The following is a 22114-nucleotide window of genomic DNA, read 5'->3' as shown; positions in this document are numbered from 1 at the left end:
CACCCACCATGTGCGGGCGCTTCGCCGGAACGCATCCATGGCGGGTCCGATTTCATGAGAACACCGGAATGCGTAACTGTCGAGATGCGAAGAGTGAGATGGTGAGGGGAACGCAACGCACCGGCAACACGAAACACAGCCGAAACAAAGCGGTATAGGACACGAAACGGACACGGGTGATTCTCGATGGCGGACACCGGATCCGCGAAGGGGGAGACGCCGTGCCCAGAGGAACCGATGCGGGCGACACCGCGTGGCTGCTCGCGAGCACCGCGCTCGTCCTGCTGATGACGCCCGGACTGGCGCTGTTCTACGGCGGGATGGTCCGCGCCAAGAGCACCCTCAACATGATCATGATGAGCCTGGTGTCGGTCGCGCTGGTGACCGTCTCCTGGCTCGTCGCCGGCTACAGCCTGGCGTTCGGCCACGATCTCGGCGGCCTCGGGCTGCTCGGCGGATTCGAGCACGTGGGCCTTAAAGGCATCACCCCGACGACACCCCATGGTCACGTCCCGGCGCTGCTGTTCGTGACCTTCCAGCTCACCTTCGCGATCCTCACCACCGCGCTCATCAGCGGCGCCATCGCCGACCGCGCGAAGTTCTCCGCCTGGATGGTGTTCGTGCCCGTCTGGGCCCTCGCCGTCTACGCGCCGATCGCCCACTGGGTGTGGGGCGGCGGCTGGATCTCCGACCTCGGCGCCCTCGACTACGCGGGCGGGCTCGTCGTCGAGATCGCCTCCGGCGCGTCGGGGCTCGCGATGGCGCTCGTCCTCGGCCCCCGCATCGGGTTCCGCAAGGAGGCGATGCGGCCGCACAACCTGCCCATGGTGCTGCTCGGCGTCGGGCTGCTCTGGTTCGGCTGGTTCGGCTTCAACGCCGGGTCCGCGCTCGCCGCGAACGGGACCGCCGCCGCCGTCTTCCTCAACACCCTCGTCGCCGGCTGCACCGGCCTGCTCGGCTGGCTGCTCGTCGAGCAGCGCCGCGACGGCCGCCCCACCACGTTCGGCGCCGCGTCCGGCGTCGTCGCCGGCCTCGTCGCGATCACCCCGTCCTGCGGGTCGGTGAACGTGCTCGGCGCGCTCGCCGTCGGGCTCGTCGCGGGCGTCGTCTGCTCCTACGCGGTCGGCTGGAAGCACCGGCTCGGCTACGACGACTCCCTCGACGTCGTCGGCGTCCACCTCGCCGGCGGCGTCATCGGGACGCTGCTGATCGGGCTGCTCGCCGTGCGCTCGATGACCGGCGGCGCGGCCGGGCTGATCGCCGGCGGCAGCGGCGTCCAGCTCGGCAAGCAGGCGATCGCGGTCCCGGTCGTCGGGCTGTTCGCGTTCACCGTCACGTTCGCGGTCGGGAAGCTGATCGACAAGGTCATGGGGTTCCGGGTGTCCGCCGAGGACGAGACGAGCGGCGTCGACCTCGCCCTGCACGCCGAGACCGCCTACGAGCACGGCGTCAACGGCCACGCCAACCCCATCGGCAAGCTCGCCCACCCCTCCCCGCTCGGCATCGCCAAGCAGCAGGAGCAGGGCGCCTGACCCGCCCGTCCCGCCGCGCCCCGGCCCGGCCCGTCCCCGGAGAACGCGGGAACCTGGGAACGCGGGAAGACGAAGAAGGCGCGGGAGGCTCGCGGACCCCGACCGACCCGCGATCCTCCCGCGCCTTCGCCCTTGGGGACGGCGCGGGGGCTCAGTAACCGCCGCCCGTCCCGTAACCGGAGCCGCCGCCGGACCCGGTGCCCGAACCGCTCCCCGAACCGCCGCCGGAACCGCCGCCGGAACCGCCGCCGGTCATGATCTTCGCACCGCTCGGCCTCGTCAGCCACCACACCCCGCCGACGCCCTGGCCCTTGGTGTCACCCGGCTGCTTGTCCTTCTCGTAGAAGTACATCGGCCAGCCGTTGATCGTGAGCTGGCACTTGCCGTCGTCCTTGCGCTCGATGAAGTTGACGACCTTGCGGCTGACGCCTTCGAGCTTGAGGTGCTTCCAGCCGTTGAACACCGCCGGCGGCCACGCCTTCTTGCACGCGCCGAAGCACGTCGAGTTCGGCGGCTTGCTGGTGTCCTTGTCGTAGCGGTACAGCGTGCGGCCGTTCCCGTCGGTCAGGATCATCCCGAACTTCGGGTCGCTCTTCGCCTTGACGACCGTCCAGCCCTTCCACCTGTTCGCGGTCTTGGCCGCCGCGAGCGCCTTCTTGCCGGTCGGCGCCGCCGCGTACCACTTCTTGCCGACGCCCTGCCCGCGCACGTCGCCGGGGCTCTGGTCCTTCACGTACCGGTACAGCGGCCAGCCGCCGAGGGTGACCTGCCACTTGCCGTCCGGCCGCCGCACCTTCCCGACCAGCGCCGCCTCGACGCCCTTGACCTGCGTGGCAGCGCCGTTCGCCCACACCGGCGGCCACGCCTTCGCGCACGCGCCCGCGCAGGTCGACGCGGGCGGCTTCGCCGTGTCGTCGTCGAACCGGTACAGCGTCCTGCCCTGGCCGTCCGTCACCACCTTGCCGAGCCTGGTGACGCTCGCGACCTCCAGCGTCGTCGGCGCGGCGGACGGCGACGGCGACGCCGACGGGTCCGCCTGGGCTCTGCTCCCGGCGGCGGCGTTCCGCTGCCCCTTGCCGTTCCCGTTCTCCTGCCCGCACGCCGACAGCACCATCCCGGACGCGATGAGGGCGGCCGCGGCGGGGAACGCCCAACGTGGGAAATGCATCTCGTGTCCTCCATGTGTTGTGGGCCCCGGCTCGGTCCGGGTGCCGCACGCCGATCGAGGAGGCGGCCGCACCGCTCGTCCTGATCGAGGAGCAGTACGGTGAAGGGCGCGGAACGGGTTCAACCTCGGACACGTCCCAGGAAAAGCCCACGAACACCGCGATCGAGGTATGCAGGTGCCGACCCCCGACCGTCCGAGCCGCCCGTCCCCCGACCCGGCCGGCCTCTTCGCCAAGCCGTCGCCGCCGCAGCCGGCCGGCCTCTTCGCCAAGCCGCCGCCGCCCGAGCCGGAGCCGCCGGCCGGTCCGGCCTGGCTCGTCGTCCCGGCGCGGGTGATCGCGCTGATCGTCGTCGTGCCGTTCCGGCTCCTGTACGACCTGCTCACGGTGGTCGGACGCGGCGTCGCGGCGTGCTGGCGGGTCCTGATCCGCGTCCCGGCGGCGATCGCCGTCGCGCTGTACCGGTGGGTGCTGCGGCCGCTCGGCCTCGTCCTGTGGTGGCCGCTGCGCATGCTCGGCATCGGCATCGCGGCCGCCGCGCGCCGGCTCTACCGGTACGTCCTGACGCCGATCGGGCACGTCCTCGATCTCGTCCTGCTCAGGCCGCTCCGCGCCCTCGGACGCGGCCTCGCCTGGCTCGGCGGATGGATCGGGCGCGGATTCGCGTGGCTGTTCCGGGGCATCGGATGGCTCGTCGCCGTCCTCCTCGTCCTGCCCGTCAGCCTGCTCTGGCGGTACCTGCTGCTGCCGCCGCTGCTCGGACTCGCCTGGGTCGCGCACTGGATCGGCCGCGGGCTCGCCGCGGCGTGGCGGGCGTTCGCGACCGCCGTCGTGTGGACATGGCGGCAGACCGGGCGCTGTCTCGGGTGGTTGCTGCGCGTCTTCGTCGTCGTTCCGGCGCGCGCGCTGTGGCGGTACGTGCTGGCGCCGATCGGCGCAGGCATCGCCGGGACGTGGCGGCTCTCCGCCCGCGTCTTGTCCTGGCTATGGCGCACCCTGGTGGTCGCGCCCTTCCGCGTGCTGGTGCTGATCCCGCTCCGCTGGTTCGGGACGACCGTGCTGGTCCCCATCGGGCGCGGCATCGGCGCGGCATGGCGCGTCACCGTCCGCGACCCGCTGCGCGCCGTCCGCCGGACGCTGCGCGAGGCGAGCCGGGACGTCCGCCGGACGCTGCGCCGCACCTTCCTCGGCCGCTGAGCCCGGCCCCGGGCCGGACGGCCGAACGCGCCGGCCTCCCGTGCGGAGACCGGCGCGCTCTGGTGATCGTTACTGCTCGTCCGCCGCGGAGTCGCGCCGCTCGGCGCGCTCGCGCATCTTCCTGAGCAGCTCCTTCTTCCGGGCCGCCGGATCGGCGGCGCCGCCCGGCACGGCGGCCTCCCCGCCGCGCAGCGCGCGCCGCGAGATCTTCTTGCGCTGGCCGCCGACTCCGAGCATGCCGTTCCGGCTCCTGCTCTTGGACATGATCGACTCCCGTCCGGGCTGGTGTGCCATCGGTCCTGCACCCAGATCCGGCCGCGCGGGAGCGGTGACGCTCAGACGCCCTTCACTACCCGGGCGTCCCGGCCGGATCGTCCGGCGGAACGCGGCGGATGCACGCGCTGGAGCACGGGCCACGCGGCGGTGGCCAGGAGATCGCTGATCATCCCGCCGCCGTAGGGACCGCCCCGCGCGGCGGGCAACGTGTTTTCGGGCGGGCCGGTGCTGCGATACTGGCGGGCGATGTATCGACTCTTGTTCTCACTGGTCATCGCCCGGATCTCCGCCGAGACCGTGCACCACCTGACGCTGCGGGCGCTGCGCGCGATCCAGGCCGTCCCGGGCGCGGCGCCGCTGCTGCGGCGGGTCCTCGCGCCGCGCGACCCGGCGCTCCGCGTCCACGCGCTCGGCCTGGACTTCCCGAGCCCGCTCGGCCTCGCCGCCGGGTTCGACAAGGACGCCGTCGCCTACGAGGCGCTCGGCGCGTTCGGGTTCGGCCATGTCGAGATCGGCACCGTGACCGGACGGCCCCAGCCCGGCAACCCGCGCCCCCGGCTGTTCCGCCTCGTCCGCGACCGGGCGGTCATCAACCGGATGGGGTTCAACAACGCCGGCTCCGAGGCCGCCGCCGCCCGGCTGCGCGACCGCCGTCCCGGCACGATCGTCGGGGTCAACATCGGCAAGACCAAGGTCGTCCCGGAGGCCGAGGCCGCCGCCGACTACGTCGCGAGCACCGAGCGGCTCGCCCCCCACGCCGACTACCTCGTGGTCAACGTCAGCTCCCCGAACACCCCGGGGCTGCGGAACCTGCAGGCCGTCGAGCATCTGCGACCGCTGCTCACCGCCGTCCGCGAGGCCGCCGACCGGTCCGCGCCGCGCCGCGTCCCGCTGCTGGTCAAGATCGCGCCGGACCTCGCCGACGCCGACGTCGACGCGGTCGCCGACCTCGCCCTCGACCTCGGCCTGGACGGGATCATCGCGACCAACACCACCATCGAGCGCTCCGGGCTGCGCAGCGACGCCGCGCTGGCGAAGGAGACCGGCGGGCTGTCCGGCGCGCCGCTGAAGGACCGGTCGCTGGACGTGCTGCGCCGGCTGCGCGACCGCGTCGGCGACCGGCTCGTCCTGGTCTCGGTCGGCGGCGTCGAGTCCGCCGACGACGTGTGGGAACGCGTCCGCGCCGGCGCGACCCTCGTCCAGGGCTACACCGGGATGATCTACGGCGGGCCGCTGTGGGCCCACCGCGTCCACCGCGACCTGGCCCGCCGCCTGAAGACCAGCGCCTTCCCCACCATCACCGCCGCCCGCCGCCCCCGTTGAGCCGGGGCGTCTCGTCCTCAGGCCGCGGGCAGGGCGACACGCCAGGACCCAACGGAGATCGCGGCTTTGCCGTGAGCTGAGCATCGCGCGGGCACGAGTGCAGGTATGCCCGGCGACCTGGTGCCCCGTGAGACGCTGCTCGTCCGCATCGGCGCCGCGCTGGCCGTCGGCATGCCCGCCCTCGTGACGCGGGTCGCCGGGCTGCACCCGCCCTCCGTCGCCGCCGCCGTGATCTACGGCGCCGGGGTGCTGGCCGCCGCCGTCCTGCTGATGTGGGCGGCCGAGACGGCCCGTGCCGACATGTCGGGAGCGCTCGCCCTCGCGCTGCTCGCCCTCATCGCCGTCCTCCCCGAGTACGCCGTGGACGTGTACTACGCGTTCGCGGCCGGCACGAAACCGCACTACGCGGGCTATGCGGCGGCCAATATGACGGGCGCGAACCGCCTCCTCGTCGGCGTCGGGTGGGCGCTGGTCGTGCTGGCGTTCACGCTCGGCGTCCGGCGGACGACCCGGCGCCGCCGGCGGCACGGCAGGAGGCACGGCGGACGGCCGGGAGCGCTGCCGCCCGGCGAGGAGCGCGACGTCCGCCTCGCCCCGCACCACCGGACGGAGCTGGGGTTCCTCGCGCTCGCGACCGTGCTCGGCTTCGTCCCCGCGCTCACCGCGGAGATCGGGTGGTACATCGCGATCGTCCTGATCGCCGTGTACATCGTCTATCTCGGCCGGATCGCCCGGGGCGGCGGCGAGGACGTGGAGAACCTCGCCGGGGTGCCCGCCTGGCTCGTCACGCTGCCGCGCCGGATGCGCCGCTCCGCGACCGCGGCCGGGTTCGCGATCGGCGCGATCCTCGTGTTCATCTCCGCCGAACCGTTCGCGAACTCGCTGGTGGACGCCGGGTCCGCGCTCGGCGTCGACGAGTTCCTGCTCGTCCAGTGGCTCGCGCCGCTGGCGTCCGAGGCACCGGAGCTGATCGTCGCGGTGATGTTCGCGTGGCGGCTGCGCGACGCCGACGCGATCGGCACGCTGCTGTCCAGCAAGGTCAACCAGTGGACGCTGCTGATCGGCAGCCTGCCCCTCGCCTACAAGGCGGGCGGCGGCGCCTGGTCGCTGCCGCTCGACTCGCGGCAGCTGGAGGAGGTGCTGCTGACCGCCGCGCAGACCGTCCTCGGGCTCGGCCTCCTCATCGACCTGGTGCTGCGGCGGTGGGAGGCCGCGCTGCTGTTCGTGCTGTTCGCGATCCAGTTCCCGCTGCCGGGCGAGCAGGCCCGGCTGGTCCTCTCCGGGATCTACCTCGCGATCGGCTTCACCGTCCTGATCAACCGGTACCGCGATCTCGGCCGCGCGATGGAGACCGTCCTCAGGCACTAGCCGCCGGCGCGGGCCGGACCGTCTCGAAGAAGCCGTCGGCGATCAGCTCCGGCAGCACGGCCTCGGCGTGCGCCCGGACCTGGCCCGGGTCCATGCCGGTGAGCTGGGCGATCGCGTCGAGGAGCGGGTCGATCGGGAGGCTGCCGTCGCAGACCCCGGCCAGCGCCGCCTCCACTGTGCCGACCCCGGCCGCCCGGCGCAGCCCCGCGGTCTGCCGCAGCACGATCCGCTCGGGGTCCTCGGCGCCCGGCGGGCCGACCTGTTCCTGGACGAGCCCGGCCGCCGCCCGCACCCGCGATCCACAGCCTGTGGAAAACTTTTCGGCGTTCCCGAACCCGTCCAGGACGCCTTCCAGATAGGCGCCGACGGGTTGGTCGACGGCCTGCCGCAGCTCCTCGATCCGGACGGAGGGGCGGTCGCTGCGGCGCAGCGTGATCCACCCGAACCCGATGCCGGTGACGCCCTGCCGCTCGAAATGGTCGAGCCACGCGTCGTAGCGCGCCCGGTATTCGGGCGTTCCCGCCTCGCACGAATCGCGCAGCCACAACTCGGCGTACTCGGCGGGGTCCTGGACGTCCCGCTGGACGATCCACGCGTCGCAGCCCGCCGTCCACGCGCCGACGCGCTCCTCCCACGGCACGCCGTCGACGTGCAGCCAGTTGGCCAGGAGCTGGCAGTATCCGCCGTCCTCCAGCATCTCCGGCGCGGCGCCGACGAGCCGCCGGCAGAAGTCGTCGCCGGGCATCCCCGACTCCCGGTAGGTGAACCGGCGGTCGCCGGACGGCGCGACCACGAACGGCGGGTTCGACACGATCAGGTCGAAGCGGCGGCCCCGCACCGGCTCCAGGAGCGAGCCCTCCAGCAGCTCGACGCCGTCCGTTCCGGACAGCGCGAAACTCATCGCGGCGAGTTCCAGGGCGCGCGGGTTCACGTCCGTCGCGGTGATCCGGCCGGGGCGCAGCCGGTCGTGCAGATGCACCGCCTGGACGCCGCAGCCGGTACCGAGATCGAGGACGTTGTCCACAGCCCTGTGGACAACGAGCCGGGCCAGATTCCCCGACGCGCCGCCCGCCCCCACCACATGGTCGTCCGCCGGGACCGCTCCGGAGCCGGGCCGCACCTTGAGATCGGAGACGACGTACCCCGCGTGCCCCTCGCCGCTCACCGACTCCAGCGGCTCGGCGTGCAGCAGCGGCCGCACCTCCGCACCGGACGGCTCGGCCAGCCCCACCGCGAACAGGTCGCGGTCGTCCAGGCCCGCCGCGGCGAGGGCGGCCGCGTCCACCGGCACCTGCAACCAGAACAGCCGGGTCAGCAGTTCCAGCGCCGACCCGCCGCGCGTCGCCCGCAGCGCCGGGACGATCTCGTCGCGGGCCAGCGCGCCGCCCGCGACCGGGCCGAGCAGCTCGCGCACGCCGCCGACGGTGTAGCCCGCGTCCTCGAACGCGGCACGGACGCGACGCAGGGCCTCCCGAAGATCACGCATCCGCCTATCCTGCCCGACCGCTCTCCGGCATGCCCGAACCCGCGCTGCACCGCCCCGGCCCCGCACGGACCCCAGGCGTCGCGATCGCGAGCGAAGCCGGATTCGAGCGAAGCGAGAATCCGATCGGGCAGCGAGCCCCCAGGGCGAGTCGGAGCGATGCAGCGATCGCACGCGCCGTCCGTTGCAGGAAGGCCGTCTAGTGGCCTGACGCCGAGGACGATGCGATCAAATCCAGCAGGCCGGGGAAGCGGGCGTTGAGGTCGTCGATGCGGACCTCGCTGCGGCGCTCCAGGCCGTACTGGCGCTGCCGCAGGACGCCGGCCTCGCGCAGCGCCTTGAAGTGGTGGGTCAGGGACGACTTCGGCCGGTCGAACCCGAACCAGCCGCAGGGATGGTCGAACTCCTCGCGTTCGAGCAGCAGCCTGCGCACGATCTCCAGCCGCAGCGGCCCGCTGAGCGCGCCGAACACCGTCTCCAGCCGGAGGTCCTCGACGGCCGGTTCCGGCAGCGGCTCGGGCAGGCCGGGCGGTTCGGCCATCACCCGGATCGCCGGTCGCGTGGTCGTCCCCGTCGTCGCCATGCCGCGTCCCCTCTCCCACATGTACGAGTTTCATCGTACTGCATGTTATGTTCGAAAAAAGTCGTACTGCTTCGGCGAAGGGACCCCCCATGTCGCACGCCCGGACGATCCGCGCCCCGGAGGACGCCCCGGAGGGCGCCCCGCCCGCCGCCGTCCCCACCCGCTGGATCTGGCTCGCCGCCTGGCCCGTCACCGCCGTCTTCGTGCTGTCGAACGCCGCCACCCCGCTCTACGTGCTCTGGCAGCGCGACATCGGCTTCTCCAAGGGCACGCTCACCGTCGTCTTCGCCTTCTACATCGTCGGGCTGCTCGGCTCCCTGCTGGTGTCCGGCGTGCTCTCCGACCGGTTCGGCCGCCGTCCCGTGCTGCTGCCCGCGCTCGCCCTCGCGCTCGCCGCCTGCGGCGTGTTCGCGACCGCCGGCACCGTCGCCGCGCTCATCGCCGCCCGGCTGATGACCGGCGTCGCCGTCGGCGCGGCCGTCTCCGCCGGCATGGCCGCCGTCACCGACGTCGCCGGGCCGTCCCGCCGCCGCCTCGCCGCGCTCCTCGCCTCGTCCGCGATGGTCTTCGGCGCCGGCCTCGGGCCGCTGCTGTCCGGCGTCCTGTCCGAGACGCTGCCCGCCCCGACCGCCACCGTGTTCGCCGTCGAGGCCGTCCTGCTGGCCACCGCGGTCCTCGTCGTGCTGCGCATGCCGGCCGGACGCCCGTCCGGGCCCGCCGCGCGGTCGTGGATCCGGGTCCCGCGCGTCCCGCGCGGGAGCGGCATGCGGCTCGTCCTCGGGATCGCGGTCTTCGCGCCCGGCATCACCGCGACGTCGTTCGTGCTGTCGCTCGGCCCGTCACTGCTGTCCGGGCTGCTCGGCACCGGGAACCGGATCGTCGCCGGCGGCATGGCGTTCGTCATGTTCGCCGCCGCCACCGGCGTGCAGTTCGCCGTCCAGCGGCTGCCCCGGCGCGCCGTCCTCCTCGCGGGCGCCGCCGCCACGACCGCCGCGATGGCCGCGCTGGTCGGCGCCGCGCACGGCGGGTCGGTCGCGGCGCTCGCCGCGTCCGCCGTGCTCGCGGGCGCCGGGCAGGGCATGGGCCAGCTCGGGGGCCTGTCGCTGCTGAACTCCGCCGTCCCGCCGCGCCGCCTCGCCGAGGCCAACGCCGCGTTCAACATCGGCGGCTACGTCCCCGCCGGCCTCCTGCCGGTCACCGCCGGCTACCTCAGCGACGCCGTGGGCCTCACCGCGGGCGCCACCCTGTTCGCCGCCGCGCTCGCCGCCCTCGCCGCGACCGGCGGCCTCGTCGTCCTGGCGGCCCGCCGCCGCGCCGACGATCAGGACAGGTAGTTCTGGAAGCCCTTCGCGAGGGACTCCGCCATGCGCTGCCGGAACGAGGCGCTGGTCATCTTGGCCGCGTCGCCCTTGTTGCGCATGTTGCCGCACTCGATGAAGACCTTCGGGACCGTCGACATGTTCAGCCCGCCGAGGTCGCTGCGCTTGTCGATGGCCTTCGTGCCCAGGTACGTGGAGTAGGAGATGCCGGTGCCGGAGTGGTACGCGTCGCGCAGTGCCGTGCCGAGCTTGGCGGACGGAGCGACGATCTTGGCGTTCTTGCCGACCGCCAGCGGCTCGATGATGTGGAACCCGTGCCCGGACGCGGCCGCGCCGTCGCCGTGGATGGAGATGGCGGCGTCGGCGTGCGCGGCGTTGCCGACCGCCGCCCGCTGGTCCACGCACGGCCCGACGCCCGTGTCGTTCTTGCGGGTCAGCGTCACCTTCGCGCCCTCCGCGCGCAGGATCTTCGCCAGCCGGTTCGACACGTCCCAGGTGAAGGCGTGCTCGGAGTAGCCGGAGACGGTGTCGGTGCCGGTGGTGTCGCACTCCTTGGTGCCGTTGCCGACGTACACCGGCTTGGCGATCTCGCGCGGGTGCGAGGCGTTGCCGCCGTTGTGGCCCGGGTCGATCACGATGACCTTGCCCGCCAGCGGGTGCCCGCCGGACCCCTGCGGCGAGACGGGGCCGCCCGCCGAGGTGCCCGTCGTCGCGCCCGTGGTCGGGGGCGCCGCGGTGTCACCGGCCGGCGACGCCTTCCCGCCGGTCGATCCGCCGCACGCGGCCAGTGCGCCGAGGCACAGCGCGAGACCGGCGACCGCGGGGCCTCCTCGTTGGATGCGCACAGACCGTCCTCCGTGATGACTTCGTTACCGACCCTGACAGTCTGCACACGCGCGGGAGTTCGTCAAACGAAGTCGGAGAAACGGGTAGGGCGAGTTCCGGCCGTACCAGGTCAACGAGGACGGCTCTGGACGGCCCTGGTTCGCCCGTACGGGCACGGGGAGGCTCCGGTCAGAGGAGCGGGTCCTCCTTGCCCAGCAGCGCCGCCAGCGCGCGCGCCTCGTCCGCGTCCAGGCCGAGGACCACGCGAGGCCGCCCCCAGGGGTGGTCGATCGAATGGGCGACGTAACTGGCGACCGACTCCGAGACCTGCTCGGCCAGGCCGCGCGCGTGCCGCCACTGCGACCACGCCTGCTCCAGTTCGCTCGCCGCGCGCTGCGCGCACGACACCAGTTCCGGATCACGCACGAGCTGAACCCCCTTGGGTGAACACGACCCTTACCCGTACCGCCCGGCCGCGCGGGCGGCCCCATACAGGAGCCGCCCGCGCGCCACGCCGAGCGGTGAGTCCATTAAGGCGCCGCCGAGGGGGAGGAGGCTGATGAATGCGGCAGGCTTGGCCAGCCCCTTACCCGCACCACACCACTTCGAGGAACACGGACCGTCCGGAGCGTCGGACGGAGCGAGGAGAGCGCGCGGGACAGGTGCGGCAGGGAACCCGGGGCGGGCGCGAGGGAGCCCCCCCGGGGAGGCGCCAGGGGAGCCGCAGGCAGGCGTGAGGGGAGCGCCCGCGGGCGCGTGCGCGCCGGACGGCGGAGGCCGCGCTAGACGGCGGGAGCGGGGCCGGTCGTCGAACGGATCACCAGATGCGGGACGACGAGGTTCTGCTTGGCCCCCCGGGACGGGTCGCCGATCCGCGCGGTCAGCAGCTCCGCGGCCACCCTCCCCATGTCCCGGCGCGGCTGGTCGACGCTGGTCAGCGAGATGTGCCGGATCGCGGCGAGATGCGTGTTGTCGTAGCCGACGATCGACAGCTCCCCGGGCACCGACATGTCCAGCTCGTCCGCCGCCGACAGCGCGCCGGTGGCGACCAGGTCGTTCGGCGCGAAGATCGCCGTGGGCCGCCGCTCGCGGCGCAGCAGCTCCAGGGTCGCCCGGTAGCCGCCGTCCTCGGTGAAGTCGCCGGGCTCGACCACGATCTCGTCGCTCAGCCCGTGCCGGTGCATCGCCTTCTCGTAGCCCGCCCGCCGGTACCGCGCGGTCGTCGAGCGCGCCCCCTCGATGTGCGCGATCCGCCGGTGCCCCAGGCCGACCAGGTGGTCGACGGCCAGGCTCGCGCCCAGCTCGTCGTCGTCCACCACGATGTCGACCCCGACGACGTCGCGCTCGCCGACGACCACCACCGGGACGCTCGCCGCGGCCTCCTTCAGCGACTCCGGGACGACGCTGAGCAGGACGAGGCCGTCCACCCGCATCTCCAGGAACGCCTCGACGGCCTCCGCCTCGAACAGCGGGTCCCAGCGGCCGCTGCCGACCAGCATCCGCAGCCCGGCGCCGTGCAGGCTCTCCTGGAGGCCGTCCAGGAACTCGGCGAAGAACGGGTTGTGCAGGTCGGCGACGATCGCCCCGATCAGCCGGGTGCGGCCCTCGACCAGGCTGCGCGCCACCGCGTTCGGCCGGTAGCCGAGCTCGCGCGCCGCCTGCAGCACCGCCTGCCGGCGCCGCTCGCTCACGTGCGGTGACCCCCGCATGACCAGCGACACGAGCGACTTCGACACGCCGGCCCGCTCGGCGACGTTGCGGATGGTCGGCTTCGGCGCGGGCACCGGCCTCCCCTCGTCGCTGCGCGCCGCGGAGGCGGGCTCGCGCGGCGGGGGCACCGCGCCCTCTCCCACCACCGGCGTCTCGTGCGGGGGGCTTGCTTCACCAGCTGACATGGCACTCCGTCCAGGGGGGCCTAGGCATGCCTCATGGGTCTTGGCGGACCTGCCGCGGCGGCACGCCGCGGAGGGCCGGCGCACCTCCTGCGCCGCGGAGGAGATGCCATGATGCCTCTCCTTCGCCCCATATCGTCGCAACAGTGAGTAACGGGCATACGACAATGGCAGTTGCGGCCTGTGGTGTTCCGGATCACAGCGGTGTCGGCGGGTGATCACGACCCGGTGAAAAGCCCGCCCCGCGGGACGCGCCCGCGACCCGCCCCGGCCGCCCTCGGATACGCTGCCCAGGTGGCAGAACGTGCGGTGGCCGGCGGTAAGGCGCGGAGCCGGCAGGGCGGCGGGCAAGGACGCCGCAGGCTCAGCGTGGACGAACGCCGAGAGGAACTGATCGAGGCGGCGCTGCAGCTGTTCAGCACGCGCTCGCCCGAGGACATCTCGATCGACGACGTCGCGGCCGCCGCGGGCGCCTCGCGCGCGCTGGTCTACCACTACTTCGGCGGCAAGTACGAGCTGTACCTCGCGGCGCTCGGCAGCGCCGCCAAGCAGCTGTCGGTGCTGCTGGAGCCGCCGGCGGAGGGCAAGCCGCTGGAGCGGCTGCGGGTGTCGCTGGAGCGCTACTTCGACTTCGTGGAGAGCCACGCGGCCGGTTACACGGCGCTGCTGCGCGGCGGGCCCGCGGACCGCTCCGGCGAGGTCGGCGAGATCGTCGACGGCATCCGGCAGCTCCTGCTGGACCGGATCCTGCACTCGCTGGACGTGGAGACCCCGCCGCCGATCCTGCGCATCACGCTGCGCTCGTGGATGGCGTCCGTGGAGACCGCGGGCCTGGACTGGCTGGACAACCGCGACGTGACCCGCCCCGAGCTGGAGGCCCTCGTGGTGGACCAGCTCGTGGTGATGCTGCACGTGGCGGGCAAGCACGACCCGTCGACCGGCGCCCTGTTCGACCGTCTCGCCCAGGAAGAGATGAGCGTCTGAGCCGCGCCCCGTCCTGCCACAACGGGAAGATCGGCTGACCTCATCCGGTCACGCCCTGTGCGCTCCGGCGCGGGCCGAGGCCGAGACCGGGACCGGCGTCGAGACCGGGGTCGGGAAAAGGATTGTCCCGCCCGCGGTTCGCGAGCGGGACATCCAGACCGGACGGTGATCGGCCCGGGACCGCGATTCTCGGATGACCGTGGTCCCGGCCCGTTCGTCCAGGAGGCCGCTGCGGCGTCCTCGCGCGTAATCGACGTGCGAGGCCGTCGAGGGGCCTCCTGACCGCCCCCCCAGTTGTTCGGCCGGGTGCTTCCGGCAGGGCTCGGTTCGAGCCCGGCCGGCCGGAGCGGCTACTCCGACCGCTGCTGCGGAATGCCCGCCAGCAGCGCGCGCACCTCCGCCTCGCGGTAGCGCCGATGCCCCCCGAGCGTGCGGATGGACGTGAGCTTCCCCGCCTTCGCCCACCGCGTGACGGTCTTGGGGTCGACGCGGAACATCGTCGCCACCTCCGCCGGCGTCAGCAGGGGCTCGGCCTCTGGCGTACGTGCTGACATGTTTGCGGCCTCTCCTCCGTGGACCGATGACAGCGATCCTGCGATTGATCCTCGCGCGGTCACTGATGTCCCCTATGGCCCGAAAGAGCCACTATGACATCACAACGTGTAACCTTGCCACCACTCAGCGCAACAAGCAAGTTCCTGGCGGTAGTTGCGTGCAAACATCCCCGCCGAGGCCGGGAGCTGCGCGTGTCCGATGATGACTGGGTCACGCTGCGTGATTCTAGCGACACGTATAGTCGTATCGCGCGCGGATTCGGGAAATTTGTTTTAGTTCGCCGATTCGAGGGCCCGTACGGGCCTCCAGCGCGCGAGGAGACGCTTGTACATCGCCACGGTCAGCTCGACCTCACCGCGCTCCATCCCGGTGAGCGCGACGGCCATCTCCGCGACCGACTCGTCCCCCTGCAGCGTCCGGTCGTCCAGCAGATGGACGAGGCCGCCGTAGTCCAGCTCGACCAGCGCCCGCGGATGGAACTCCCCGAGCCACCGGGCGAGCGTGTCCAGCCGGCCCGCCGACAGCAGGAAGACCTCTCCCGACCCGTCGCCGAGGGTCTCGCGCACCACCGGGAGGGCGGCGGCGACCCGGCGGCGCGCCTCCCCCATCGAGGTGACGTAGATGAGAGTACGCGCAGGAGCCGCCGTCGCAGGGCCATGACCTGCTTGTTCTTGGGACGCGTCCTCCTCCGGGCCGTATCCGGCGCCCGGCGCGCCCAGCATCAGGCACCGCTCCCCGCGGGCGAACGGCACGAACCAGTCCAGCGGCACGTGCCACGTGCTCGTCAGGATGTGCGGCCGCAGCGGGCGGCCCGCCCGCTTCCACTGCTCGAACTCGCGCACGGCCCGCTCGGCCAGCGGCGGCGGGACGAACGCGGCCGCGAGCGCCGCCGCGTGCTCCCCGCGGAACCGCTCGAACGCCAGCCAGGACCGCAGCCGCGTCTCCCACGGGCAGACGTAGATCGTGTCGCCGACACGCCGGACGTAGGCGTCCCGGCTCTCCCGGTCCGGCACGACCTCCGGCGGCACGCCGACGACCCGGCGCGCCGCGTCGTCGTGCTCGGCGCCGAGCGCGTGGATCCGGCGGGGCCGCCGCCTGGAGTCGGCATAGGCCGTCCACAGGGTCCGCGCGGGCTCCGGGAAGGCGGTCACCGGTTCATATATCCGTAGGTACGCCGCGTACGGAAACACCACCGCATCGTGACATGAGACCGGACGAACGCTGCCGCGAACACGCCATACCGCGCCCCTTAGTCTGATCTACAGACAGAGAGGAGGGCACTACCGTGCCTAATGTCTTCGGGTCGCCCCACAAGGGCACAGAGCCCCGACACGAGCAGGTCGTCTTCTGCCAGGACGAGGCCAGCGGCCTGCGCGCGATCATCGCGATCTACTCCACCGCGCTCGGCCCCTCGCTGGGCGGCACCCGCTTCTACCCGTACGGGTCGGAGGAGGAGGCGCTCACCGACGTGCTGAACCTGTCCCGCGGCATGGCCTACAAGAACGCCATGGCGGGGCTGGACCTCGGCGGCGGCAAGGCCGTCATCATCGGTGACCCCGCCAAGGACAAGTCGGAGGCGCTGCTGAGGGCGTACGGACGGTTCGTCCAGTCGCTCAACGGCCGCTACTACACGGCGTGCGACGTCGGTACGTACAGCGAGGACATGGACGTGGTGGCGCGGGAGTGCCGGTTCGTCACCGGGCGGACGGTCGCGCACGGCGGCGCGGGCGACTCGTCGATCCTGACCGCGTACGGCGTGTTCCAGGGCATGCGCGCCGCGGCGGAGACGGTGTGGGGCACGCCGTCCCTGCGCGGCAAGAGGGTCGGCGTGGAGGGCGTCGGGAAGGTCGGCCACAGGCTGGTGGAGCACCTGCGCGAGGACGGCGCGGACGTGGTCATCTGCGACGTCAGCGAAGCGGCGGTGGAGCGCGTCCAGGCGCTGCACCCCGAGGTGGACGTCGTCGCGGACAAGGACGAGATGGTCCGTACGGAGCTGGACGTGTACGCGCCGTGTGCGCTCGGCGGGTCCCTCAACGACGACACGGTGCCGGTGCTGAGCGCGAAGGTGGTGTGCGGGGCGGCCAACAACCAGCTCGCCCACTCCGGCATCGAGAAGCGCCTCGCGGACCGTGACGTGCTGTACGCGCCCGACTACGTCGTGAACTCCGGCGGCGTGATCCAGGTGGCGGACGAGATCGAGGGCTTCAACTTCGACCGGGCGAAGGCGCGCGCGACGGGGATCTACGACACGACCCGGAAGATCTTCGCGCTGGCCGCCGACGAGGGCGTCCCGCCGGCGGTGGCCGCCGACCGGCTCGCCGAGCGGCGGATGTCCGAGATCGGACGCCTGCGCGGCATTCTCCTCTGAGCGGACGGACTCCTCCGAGCGGACGGTGATCCGGGCCGTCGCGGGGCCGGTACGGCCGGCTCCGCGGCGGTCCGCCGCGTTTCCGCCGATGGCGGCCGCTCTCGCGCGCGTGTCGCGGGCGCCTTGCCGCCGCACTGTAGGGCGGCCCTGACCACCGGATACACTGGAGTCTCAGCAACAAGAGCGCCGCCACGTACCGTCGATGTACCGAGCCGGGCGCAAAACGGGTACGGTTGTATCCGTGACTGACGCATGGCTCATCAGGCACCGGTTCGTGTGGTACACGCGCGCGTTGATGGGCCCACGAAAGCCCTGACCATCGAGGGGGTCGAGCCAATGGGTCGCGGCCGAGCCAAGGCCAAGCAGGTGAAGGTTGCCCGCCAGCTCAAGTACAACAGCGGCGGTACAGACCTCGACCGCCTGAAGCACGAACTCGGGGTCAACGACTCCGGTGACGACTCCTACGATGAGCTCGCCGAGAAGTACGCGGACTACGCCGATGACTACGGGACCGAGGACCGCAAGGACGGCACCTCCGGTTGACCGGCTGACAACACGCCACTGCCCGCACCCGCGGGCAGTGGCGTTTGTTCGGTTTCGGGCATCCGGTCCCCGGCGCTCCTGAGCACCGCCCCGCGCGGCTGAGAAACGCCTGGGGCCGCGTCCGGCGTCTCCGGCGCATCAGCCGACCCACGGGTCTCCCTGGCGTCCCAGCGTCGCGCTCAGCGCCTCGCCGTCCCACCCGGAACCCCGGGCGGGACGGATCGGACGGCAGGTCGCTTGATCGACGGATCGGACGGTCGCTTCCGGACGGGTCAGGCGAAGTCGGCCCGGCCGGCGCCCTCGGTGACCTCACCGAGGACCCAGGACGGCACGCCGCGCGACGCCAGCAGCCGCAGCGCCTCGTCGGCGGCCTCGGCGGCGACGATGGCGGCCATGCCCACGCCCAGGTTGAACGTCTTGTCCATCTCCGCCTGCGGCACGTCGCCGTGGTCCTGGAGGACCCGGAACAGCGCGGGCACCTCCCACGACGAGCGGCGCAGCACGGCGTCCGCGGTCGGCGGCAGGGACCGCGCCAGGTTCGCCGCCAGCCCCCCGCCCGTGATGTGGGCGAACGCCCGGACGCCCCCGGCCCGGGTCAGGGCCAGGCAGTCCTGCGCGTAGATGCGGGTCGGTGTGAGCAGTTCCTCACCGAGCGGACGGTCCAGCTCCGACGGCTGCGACTCCAGCGCGAGATCGGTCGTGGCCAGGATGTGGCGGACGAGCGAGTACCCGTTGGAGTGGATGCCGGACGACGCCATGGCGATGACCGCGTCCCCGGGGCGGACACGGTCCGGCCCCAGCAGCTCTCCGGCCTCCACCACGCCCGTCCCGGCGCCGGCGATGTCGAACTCGTCCGCCTCCAGCAGGCCAGGGTGCTCGGCGGTCTCGCCGCCGACCAGGGCGCAGCCCGCGAGGGCGCAGCCGTCCGCGATGCCGCCGACGATGTCGGCGATGCGCTCCGGCACGACCTTGCCGCAGGCGATGTAGTCCGTCATGAACAGCGGTTCGGCGCCGCATACGGCGAGGTCGTCGATGACCATGCCGACGAGGTCGTGCCCCACCGTGTCGTAGACGCCGAGGCGCCGCGCCAGGTCGACCTTGGTGCCGACGCCGTCCGTGGACGTCGCGAGCAGGGGCCGCTTGTAGCGCAGGAAGGCGGACGCGTCGAAGAGGCCCGCGAAGCCGCTGGCGTCGTCCACGACCTCGGGACGCCGCGCGCGCGCCACCCGCGACTTCATCAGCTCGACGGCGCGCTCGCCCGCCGCGATGTCCACGCCGGCGGCCTCGTACGAGGTCATCGGGTGACCTCCAGCAGGTGCTTGCCGCGGGCGGCGTCCTCCACCGGGATGGGGTAGACGCCGTCGAAGCAGGCCCGGCACAGGTTGTCCTTGGGGATCCGCGACGCGGAGATCAGCTCGTCCAGCGAGATGTAGCCGAGCGTGTCGGCGCCGATGGAGTCGCGGATCTCCTCCACCGACAGGTTCCCGGCGATCAGCTCGGCCCGCGTGGCGAAGTCGATGCCGTAGAAGCACGGCCACGACACGGGCGGGCTGGAGATGCGCACGTGCACCTCCCTGGCGCCCGCGTCCCGCAGCATCCCCACGATCGCGCGCTGGGTGTTGCCGCGGACGATCGAGTCGTCCACCACCACCAGGCGCTTGCCCTCGATCGCCTCGCGCAGCGGGTTCAGCTTCAGCCGGATGCCGAGCTGGCGGATCGTCTGCGACGGCTGGATGAACGTCCGGCCGACGTAGGAGTTCTTCACCAGGCCCTGGCCGTAGGGGATGCCGGACGCCTCGGCGTAGCCGATCGCGGCCGGGGTGCCCGACTCCGGCGTCGGGATGACCAGGTCGGCCTCGACGGGGTGCTCGCGGGCCAGCCGGCGGCCGACCTCGACCCGCGTCGCCTGGACGCTGCGCCCGGCGATCGTGGTGTCCGGCCTGGCCAGGTACACGTACTCGAACAGGCAGCCCTTCGGCCGCGGCTCGGCGAACCGCTCGGAGCGCACGCCCTCGCCGTCGATCGCGATCAGCTCGCCGGGCTCGATCTCCCGGACGAACCGGGCGCCGACGATGTCGAGACCGGCGGTCTCGGACGCGACCACCCAGCCGCCGTCCTCCAGCGAGCCCAGCACCAGCGGGCGGATCCCCTCGGGGTCGCGCGCCGCGTACAGGATCCCCTCGTCCATGAAGACCAGGGAGTACGCGCCGCGCGTCACCGGCAGGATCTCGCGCGCCGCCGCGAGCGGGCCGCCCTCGCGGGTGGCCAGCAGCGCGGTCAGGACCTCGGTGTCGGTGGTGGCGGTCAGCACCCCCGGCTCCAGCCGGGCGGCCAGGTCCGGGGTGTTGATCAGGTTGCCGTTGTGCACCAGCGCCAGCCCGCCCGCCTCGGTCGAGCGGAACGTGGGCTGCGCGTTCTCCCACGTCGGCGAGCCGGTCGTGGAGTAGCGGCAGTGGCCCACGGCGATGTGGCCGCGCAGGGTGTTCAGCACCGACTCGTCGAAGACCTGGGCGACCAGGCCCATGTCCTTGTAGACGACGATCCGGGAGCCGTCGCTTACCGCGATGCCCGCCGACTCCTGCCCGCGGTGCTGGAGCGCGTACAGGCCGTAGTAGGTGAGCTTGCTCACTTCCGCCCGCGGCGCCTGGTCCGCGGGGACCCAGACGCCGAACACACCGCAGGCGTCCTGCGGGGGGCGGTCGGAGGGATCGATGTCGTGGCTCAGACGTCCGTCACGGAGAGGCACACCAGTCAGTCTAGATGCCCCCTTCACCTGCTCGGATCGGTGGATCTCCTTAAGCGACCTTTACTCCCCGCGAGCACGGCTTTCAGCGTCCGCGCGCAAATCTGGTGGCCGACACGTGGAGGGACGCATGACGCTGCCTGGGTACCAGACCTATTCGCCTCCGGCTCCGCCCAGGCGGAGCGGGCTGGCACGGGCCTCCCTGGTGCTCGGCATCGTCGGGCTCCCAGGGCTCGCCCTGTGCCTCCTGGGGCTGATCCCGGCGCTCGTGGGGCTCGTCCTGGGGACGGTCGCCCTCGTCCGCGGGCGGTCCGAGCGGTGGCCCGCCGTGGCGGGGATCGTGTGCTCCGGGATAGCCGTCGTGGTGGGCGCCCTGGCGCTGTCCTGGTTGCTGAGCAAGGCGGCGATGTGCGGGGACACGTCCCGCTACCCGGACGACGCGGCGCGCCAAGGGTGCGTGGAGCACGAGTTCCCGTTCGTCCGCGATACGCCGGCTCCCTGAGCCGGGCCGCTCGTCAGCCCGCTTCCGGGGCGGCGAGGGCGGCCACCGCCTCGGCGCTCAGGGGCGACGCGTAGACCCGGAAGTCGTCCATCAGGCCGCCGAAACCGGGCTTGGTGGGTTCGCTGCCCAGGTAGATGGGCCCGGCGGGCGTCACGACGGCGTGCTCCAGGGACATGCCCGTGTCGAGACGGCCGTTGATGTAGAGGAACATGCCTTCCTGGTCCACGACGAAGGCGACGTGGGTCCACTCCCCCAGAGTCGGCCTCGCGTGGCTGTCCACGTACTCAGGGCCCTTGATGGTGAACAACTGCACGCGCATGCGCATGGCGTCGGGATAGAGCCACATGCCGAGCGCGCGCGCATCGCTCTCCGCCACCGGCTTGTAGAGCAGGCTCCGCCATTCGCCGGTCGGCTCCTCCTCCACCCGGACGAAGAACGCCACGCTGAACCCGAACACCTGGCTCAGCACCAGCTGCGGCATAGCGGGGATCAGCGCCCGGCCATGGCCGTCCAGGCTCAGCGCCTCCCCGTGCCGTCCCGGGACGATCTGCGCGGACTCGTTCAGCTCCGCGACCGGCCCGCCCCCCGCGGCGTCCGCCACCCGGCGGCCGTCGACGGTCGCGACGTCGAACGTCCAATGCGCAACGAGCACGGGTCCACCTCCTGCACGGCCTCTCGCCGATGCGGTGCCCCGACGGTCGGCACCCACGCTCGCAGCGCCCGGCGCGCCAGGCAAGGCACGAAACGGACACGGCGCCCGATATCGCAGGTCAGGCTCGGGAAACCGGATCAGCCGAGCGGCAACGGGACCTGCGCGGACAGGTCCGCGCGCGCGCCGCTGGCCCGCACCCGGTTGGCGGCGACGGCGTCCGCCCAGCTCAGCCGTCCCGTCGCCAGCGCGATCCAGGTCCCGGCGTCCATCTCCACCACATTCGGCGGCGTTCCCCGGGTATGGTGCGGGCCGGCGATGCACTGCACGGCGGCGTGCGGAGGGACGCGCACCTCGACCGACCGGCCCGGCGCCAGCTCCGCGAGCCGGTCGAGCAGGAACCGGACGGCGCCGCGGACGACCGGGCGGGACACGTCCCCGGCCGGGTCCTTGCCCGCGTCCAGGGCCGCCAGCACGGTCTCCAGGGCCGCGCGGCGCAGTGCGGCGGCCTCGTCCGGGCCGGGGAAAGGCGGCAGGCCCAGGGCGGCGCGCTGCTCGTTCAGCACGGCGGTGGAGAGCGGTGTTCGCGGCACCGTCCCGACGCTACCGGGTCGCCGCCGGCGGAAGGAGCGGGAGGCCGCCCGCACGGAGGTGCGCGGGGACGGCCTGCGAGGGTGTTCGGCGGCGGTTCTCGGCGGCGGTGGGGCGGGGCGCTCGGCCATCGATGGCACCCGAACGCCTCACACACGGTAAAAATGGACCCCGGTAGCAGGCACGCATGGGGACTTGAAAGGAACGGGGAAGCC

23 protein-coding genes are annotated in these 22114 nt (G+C 72.9%); 9 read left to right on the top strand and 14 right to left on the bottom strand.

The features are described 5' to 3' along the window. The first annotated feature begins 221 nt into the window (after window positions 1-221). Complete coding sequence (locus ABT299_RS16100) at window positions 222-1532, top strand: ammonium transporter (RefSeq protein WP_500251226.1); 1311 nt, start codon at window positions 222-224, stop codon at window positions 1530-1532. 151 nt (window positions 1533-1683) lie between these two features. Here the strand turns inward: ABT299_RS16100 and ABT299_RS16095 are convergent, their stop codons facing one another. Then, window positions 1684-2700, bottom strand: coding sequence for an SCO0930 family lipoprotein (locus ABT299_RS16095; RefSeq protein ID WP_500251225.1), 1017 nt, complete (start codon window positions 2698-2700; stop codon window positions 1684-1686). 175 nt (window positions 2701-2875) lie between these two features. Between ABT299_RS16095 and ABT299_RS16090 the strand changes: the two genes are divergently transcribed. After that, window positions 2876-3895, top strand: coding sequence for a hypothetical protein (locus ABT299_RS16090; RefSeq protein ID WP_500251224.1), 1020 nt, complete (start codon window positions 2876-2878; stop codon window positions 3893-3895). 69 nt (window positions 3896-3964) lie between these two features. Here the strand turns inward: ABT299_RS16090 and ABT299_RS16085 are convergent, their stop codons facing one another. Then, entirely contained in the window at window positions 3965-4159 is a 195-nt protein-coding gene (locus tag ABT299_RS16085; protein WP_500251223.1) for a DUF6243 family protein, read from the bottom strand. 71 nt (window positions 4160-4230) lie between these two features. Beyond that, window positions 4231-4446 carry a hypothetical protein gene (locus tag ABT299_RS16080; protein ID WP_500251222.1) on the bottom strand — a complete coding sequence of 72 codons (216 nt, stop codon included), beginning with the start codon at window positions 4444-4446 and terminating at the stop codon, window positions 4231-4233. On the opposite strand from ABT299_RS16080, the gene ABT299_RS16075 reads away from it, so the two are divergent. Together ABT299_RS16075 and ABT299_RS16070 are read left to right on the top strand one after the other, a co-directional pair. Continuing rightward, window positions 4418-5494 carry a quinone-dependent dihydroorotate dehydrogenase gene (locus ABT299_RS16075; protein ID WP_387024189.1) on the top strand — a complete coding sequence of 359 codons (1077 nt, stop codon included), beginning with the start codon at window positions 4418-4420 and terminating at the stop codon, window positions 5492-5494. The two genes, ABT299_RS16080 and ABT299_RS16075, sit on opposite strands and share 29 nt — an antisense overlap. Window positions 5495-5599: 105 nt before the next feature. Then, entirely contained in the window at window positions 5600-6862 is a 1263-nt protein-coding gene (locus ABT299_RS16070) for a calcium:cation antiporter family protein (protein ID WP_500251221.1), read from the top strand. Here the strand turns inward: ABT299_RS16070 and ABT299_RS16065 are convergent. Beyond that, a complete protein-coding gene (locus ABT299_RS16065) occupies window positions 6852-8348 on the bottom strand; it encodes a DUF7059 domain-containing protein (protein WP_500251220.1) in 1497 nt (498 codons plus the stop codon). The two genes, ABT299_RS16070 and ABT299_RS16065, sit on opposite strands and share 11 nt — an antisense overlap. 196 nt (window positions 8349-8544) lie before the next feature. Beyond that, entirely contained in the window at window positions 8545-8928 is a 384-nt protein-coding gene (locus tag ABT299_RS16060) for an ArsR/SmtB family transcription factor (protein ID WP_500251219.1), read from the bottom strand. An 89-nt stretch (window positions 8929-9017) separates the two neighbouring features. Here ABT299_RS16060 and ABT299_RS16055 point away from each other — a divergent pair, with 89 nt between their 5' ends. Then, complete coding sequence (locus ABT299_RS16055) at window positions 9018-10262, top strand: MFS transporter (protein WP_500251218.1); 1245 nt, start codon at window positions 9018-9020, stop codon at window positions 10260-10262. Here the strand turns inward: ABT299_RS16055 and ABT299_RS16050 are convergent. The 3 genes from ABT299_RS16050 to ABT299_RS16040 all read right to left on the bottom strand — a co-directional run bounded on the left by ABT299_RS16050 (window position 10250) and on the right by ABT299_RS16040 (window position 12967). Next, window positions 10250-11092 (bottom strand): N-acetylmuramoyl-L-alanine amidase, encoded by an 843-nt coding sequence (locus ABT299_RS16050; RefSeq protein WP_500251217.1) that lies wholly within the window; start codon window positions 11090-11092, stop codon window positions 10250-10252. The genes ABT299_RS16055 and ABT299_RS16050 overlap by 13 nt on opposite strands. Before the next feature lie 169 nt (window positions 11093-11261). Beyond that, window positions 11262-11498: a hypothetical protein gene (locus tag ABT299_RS16045; RefSeq protein WP_151542608.1), complete on the bottom strand. Its 237-nt coding sequence runs from the start codon at window positions 11496-11498 to the stop codon at window positions 11262-11264. Window positions 11499-11854: 356 nt separating this feature from the next. Then, complete coding sequence (locus ABT299_RS16040) at window positions 11855-12967, bottom strand: LacI family DNA-binding transcriptional regulator (protein WP_190867283.1); 1113 nt, start codon at window positions 12965-12967, stop codon at window positions 11855-11857. A gap of 291 nt (window positions 12968-13258) precedes the next feature. Between ABT299_RS16040 and ABT299_RS16035 the strand changes: the two genes are divergently transcribed. Then, entirely contained in the window at window positions 13259-13948 is a 690-nt protein-coding gene (locus tag ABT299_RS16035; RefSeq protein ID WP_225991928.1) for a TetR/AcrR family transcriptional regulator, read from the top strand. 350 nt (window positions 13949-14298) lie between these two features. Here ABT299_RS16035 and bldC read toward each other — a convergent pair whose 3' ends face one another. Both bldC and ABT299_RS16025 read right to left on the bottom strand, forming a co-directional pair. Then, a complete protein-coding gene (bldC, locus tag ABT299_RS16030; protein WP_012850682.1) occupies window positions 14299-14502 on the bottom strand; it encodes a developmental transcriptional regulator BldC in 204 nt (67 codons plus the stop codon). Between the two features lie 273 nt (window positions 14503-14775). After that, entirely contained in the window at window positions 14776-15693 is a 918-nt protein-coding gene (locus tag ABT299_RS16025) for a DUF8083 family protein (RefSeq protein ID WP_500251216.1), read from the bottom strand. 95 nt (window positions 15694-15788) lie between these two features. On the opposite strand from ABT299_RS16025, the gene ABT299_RS16020 reads away from it, so the two are divergent. Continuing rightward, complete coding sequence (locus ABT299_RS16020) at window positions 15789-16871, top strand: Glu/Leu/Phe/Val dehydrogenase dimerization domain-containing protein (RefSeq protein WP_190867279.1); 1083 nt, start codon at window positions 15789-15791, stop codon at window positions 16869-16871. Window positions 16872-17207: 336 nt separating this feature from the next. Next, window positions 17208-17414 (top strand): DUF3073 domain-containing protein, encoded by a 207-nt coding sequence (locus ABT299_RS16015; RefSeq protein WP_151542604.1) that lies wholly within the window; start codon window positions 17208-17210, stop codon window positions 17412-17414. Window positions 17415-17686: 272 nt separating this feature from the next. Here the strand turns inward: ABT299_RS16015 and purM are convergent, their stop codons facing one another. After that, window positions 17687-18712 (bottom strand): phosphoribosylformylglycinamidine cyclo-ligase, encoded by a 1026-nt coding sequence (purM, locus tag ABT299_RS16010; protein WP_190867277.1) that lies wholly within the window; start codon window positions 18710-18712, stop codon window positions 17687-17689. Then, complete coding sequence (gene purF, locus ABT299_RS16005) at window positions 18709-20160, bottom strand: amidophosphoribosyltransferase (protein ID WP_387024207.1); 1452 nt, start codon at window positions 20158-20160, stop codon at window positions 18709-18711. The genes purM and purF overlap by 4 nt, the downstream gene beginning before the upstream one ends. A 127-nt stretch (window positions 20161-20287) precedes the next feature. On the opposite strand from purF, the gene ABT299_RS16000 reads away from it, so the two are divergent. Further along, complete coding sequence (locus ABT299_RS16000; protein ID WP_190867273.1) at window positions 20288-20659, top strand: DUF4190 domain-containing protein; 372 nt, start codon at window positions 20288-20290, stop codon at window positions 20657-20659. Between the two features lie 13 nt (window positions 20660-20672). On the opposite strand, the gene ABT299_RS15995 is transcribed toward ABT299_RS16000, so the two are convergent. Next, window positions 20673-21311 (bottom strand): LamG domain-containing protein, encoded by a 639-nt coding sequence (locus ABT299_RS15995; RefSeq protein WP_500251215.1) that lies wholly within the window; start codon window positions 21309-21311, stop codon window positions 20673-20675. A gap of 137 nt (window positions 21312-21448) precedes the next feature. Continuing rightward, window positions 21449-21901 carry a sterol carrier family protein gene (locus tag ABT299_RS15990; RefSeq protein WP_387024211.1) on the bottom strand — a complete coding sequence of 151 codons (453 nt, stop codon included), beginning with the start codon at window positions 21899-21901 and terminating at the stop codon, window positions 21449-21451. Window positions 21902-22114 lie beyond the last annotated feature (213 nt).

It is taken from the genome of Spirillospora sp. NPDC000708, assembly GCF_040299565.1.
Taxonomy (GTDB): Bacteria; Actinomycetota; Actinomycetes; order Streptosporangiales; family Streptosporangiaceae; genus Spirillospora.
Note: the sequence above shows the minus strand (reverse complement) of the source record. Positions and strands in the feature narration are given on the sequence as shown.

Excerpts from the sequence above, each read along its gene's own strand:
- ABT299_RS16095 (WP_500251225.1), bottom strand. The coding sequence starts at position 2,700 with ATGCATTTCCCACGTTGGGCGTTCCCCGCCGCGGCCGCCCTCATCGCG.
- ABT299_RS16085 (WP_500251223.1), bottom strand. The coding sequence starts at position 4,159 with ATGTCCAAGAGCAGGAGCCGGAACGGCATGCTCGGAGTCGGCGGCCAG.
- ABT299_RS16075 (WP_387024189.1), top strand. The coding sequence starts at position 4,418 with ATGTATCGACTCTTGTTCTCACTGGTCATCGCCCGGATCTCCGCCGAG.
- ABT299_RS16080 (WP_500251222.1), bottom strand. The coding sequence starts at position 4,446 with ATGACCAGTGAGAACAAGAGTCGATACATCGCCCGCCAGTATCGCAGC.
- ABT299_RS16070 (WP_500251221.1), top strand. The coding sequence starts at position 5,600 with ATGCCCGGCGACCTGGTGCCCCGTGAGACGCTGCTCGTCCGCATCGGC.
- ABT299_RS16065 (WP_500251220.1), bottom strand. The coding sequence starts at position 8,348 with ATGCGTGATCTTCGGGAGGCCCTGCGTCGCGTCCGTGCCGCGTTCGAG.
- ABT299_RS16060 (WP_500251219.1), bottom strand. The coding sequence starts at position 8,928 with ATGGCGACGACGGGGACGACCACGCGACCGGCGATCCGGGTGATGGCC.
- ABT299_RS16055 (WP_500251218.1), top strand. The coding sequence starts at position 9,018 with ATGTCGCACGCCCGGACGATCCGCGCCCCGGAGGACGCCCCGGAGGGC.
- ABT299_RS16040 (WP_190867283.1), bottom strand. The coding sequence starts at position 12,967 with ATGTCAGCTGGTGAAGCAAGCCCCCCGCACGAGACGCCGGTGGTGGGA.
- bldC (WP_012850682.1), bottom strand. The coding sequence starts at position 14,502 with ATGTCAGCACGTACGCCAGAGGCCGAGCCCCTGCTGACGCCGGCGGAG.
- ABT299_RS16015 (WP_151542604.1), top strand. The coding sequence starts at position 17,208 with ATGGGTCGCGGCCGAGCCAAGGCCAAGCAGGTGAAGGTTGCCCGCCAG.
- purM (WP_190867277.1), bottom strand. The coding sequence starts at position 18,712 with ATGACCTCGTACGAGGCCGCCGGCGTGGACATCGCGGCGGGCGAGCGC.
- ABT299_RS16000 (WP_190867273.1), top strand. The coding sequence starts at position 20,288 with ATGACGCTGCCTGGGTACCAGACCTATTCGCCTCCGGCTCCGCCCAGG.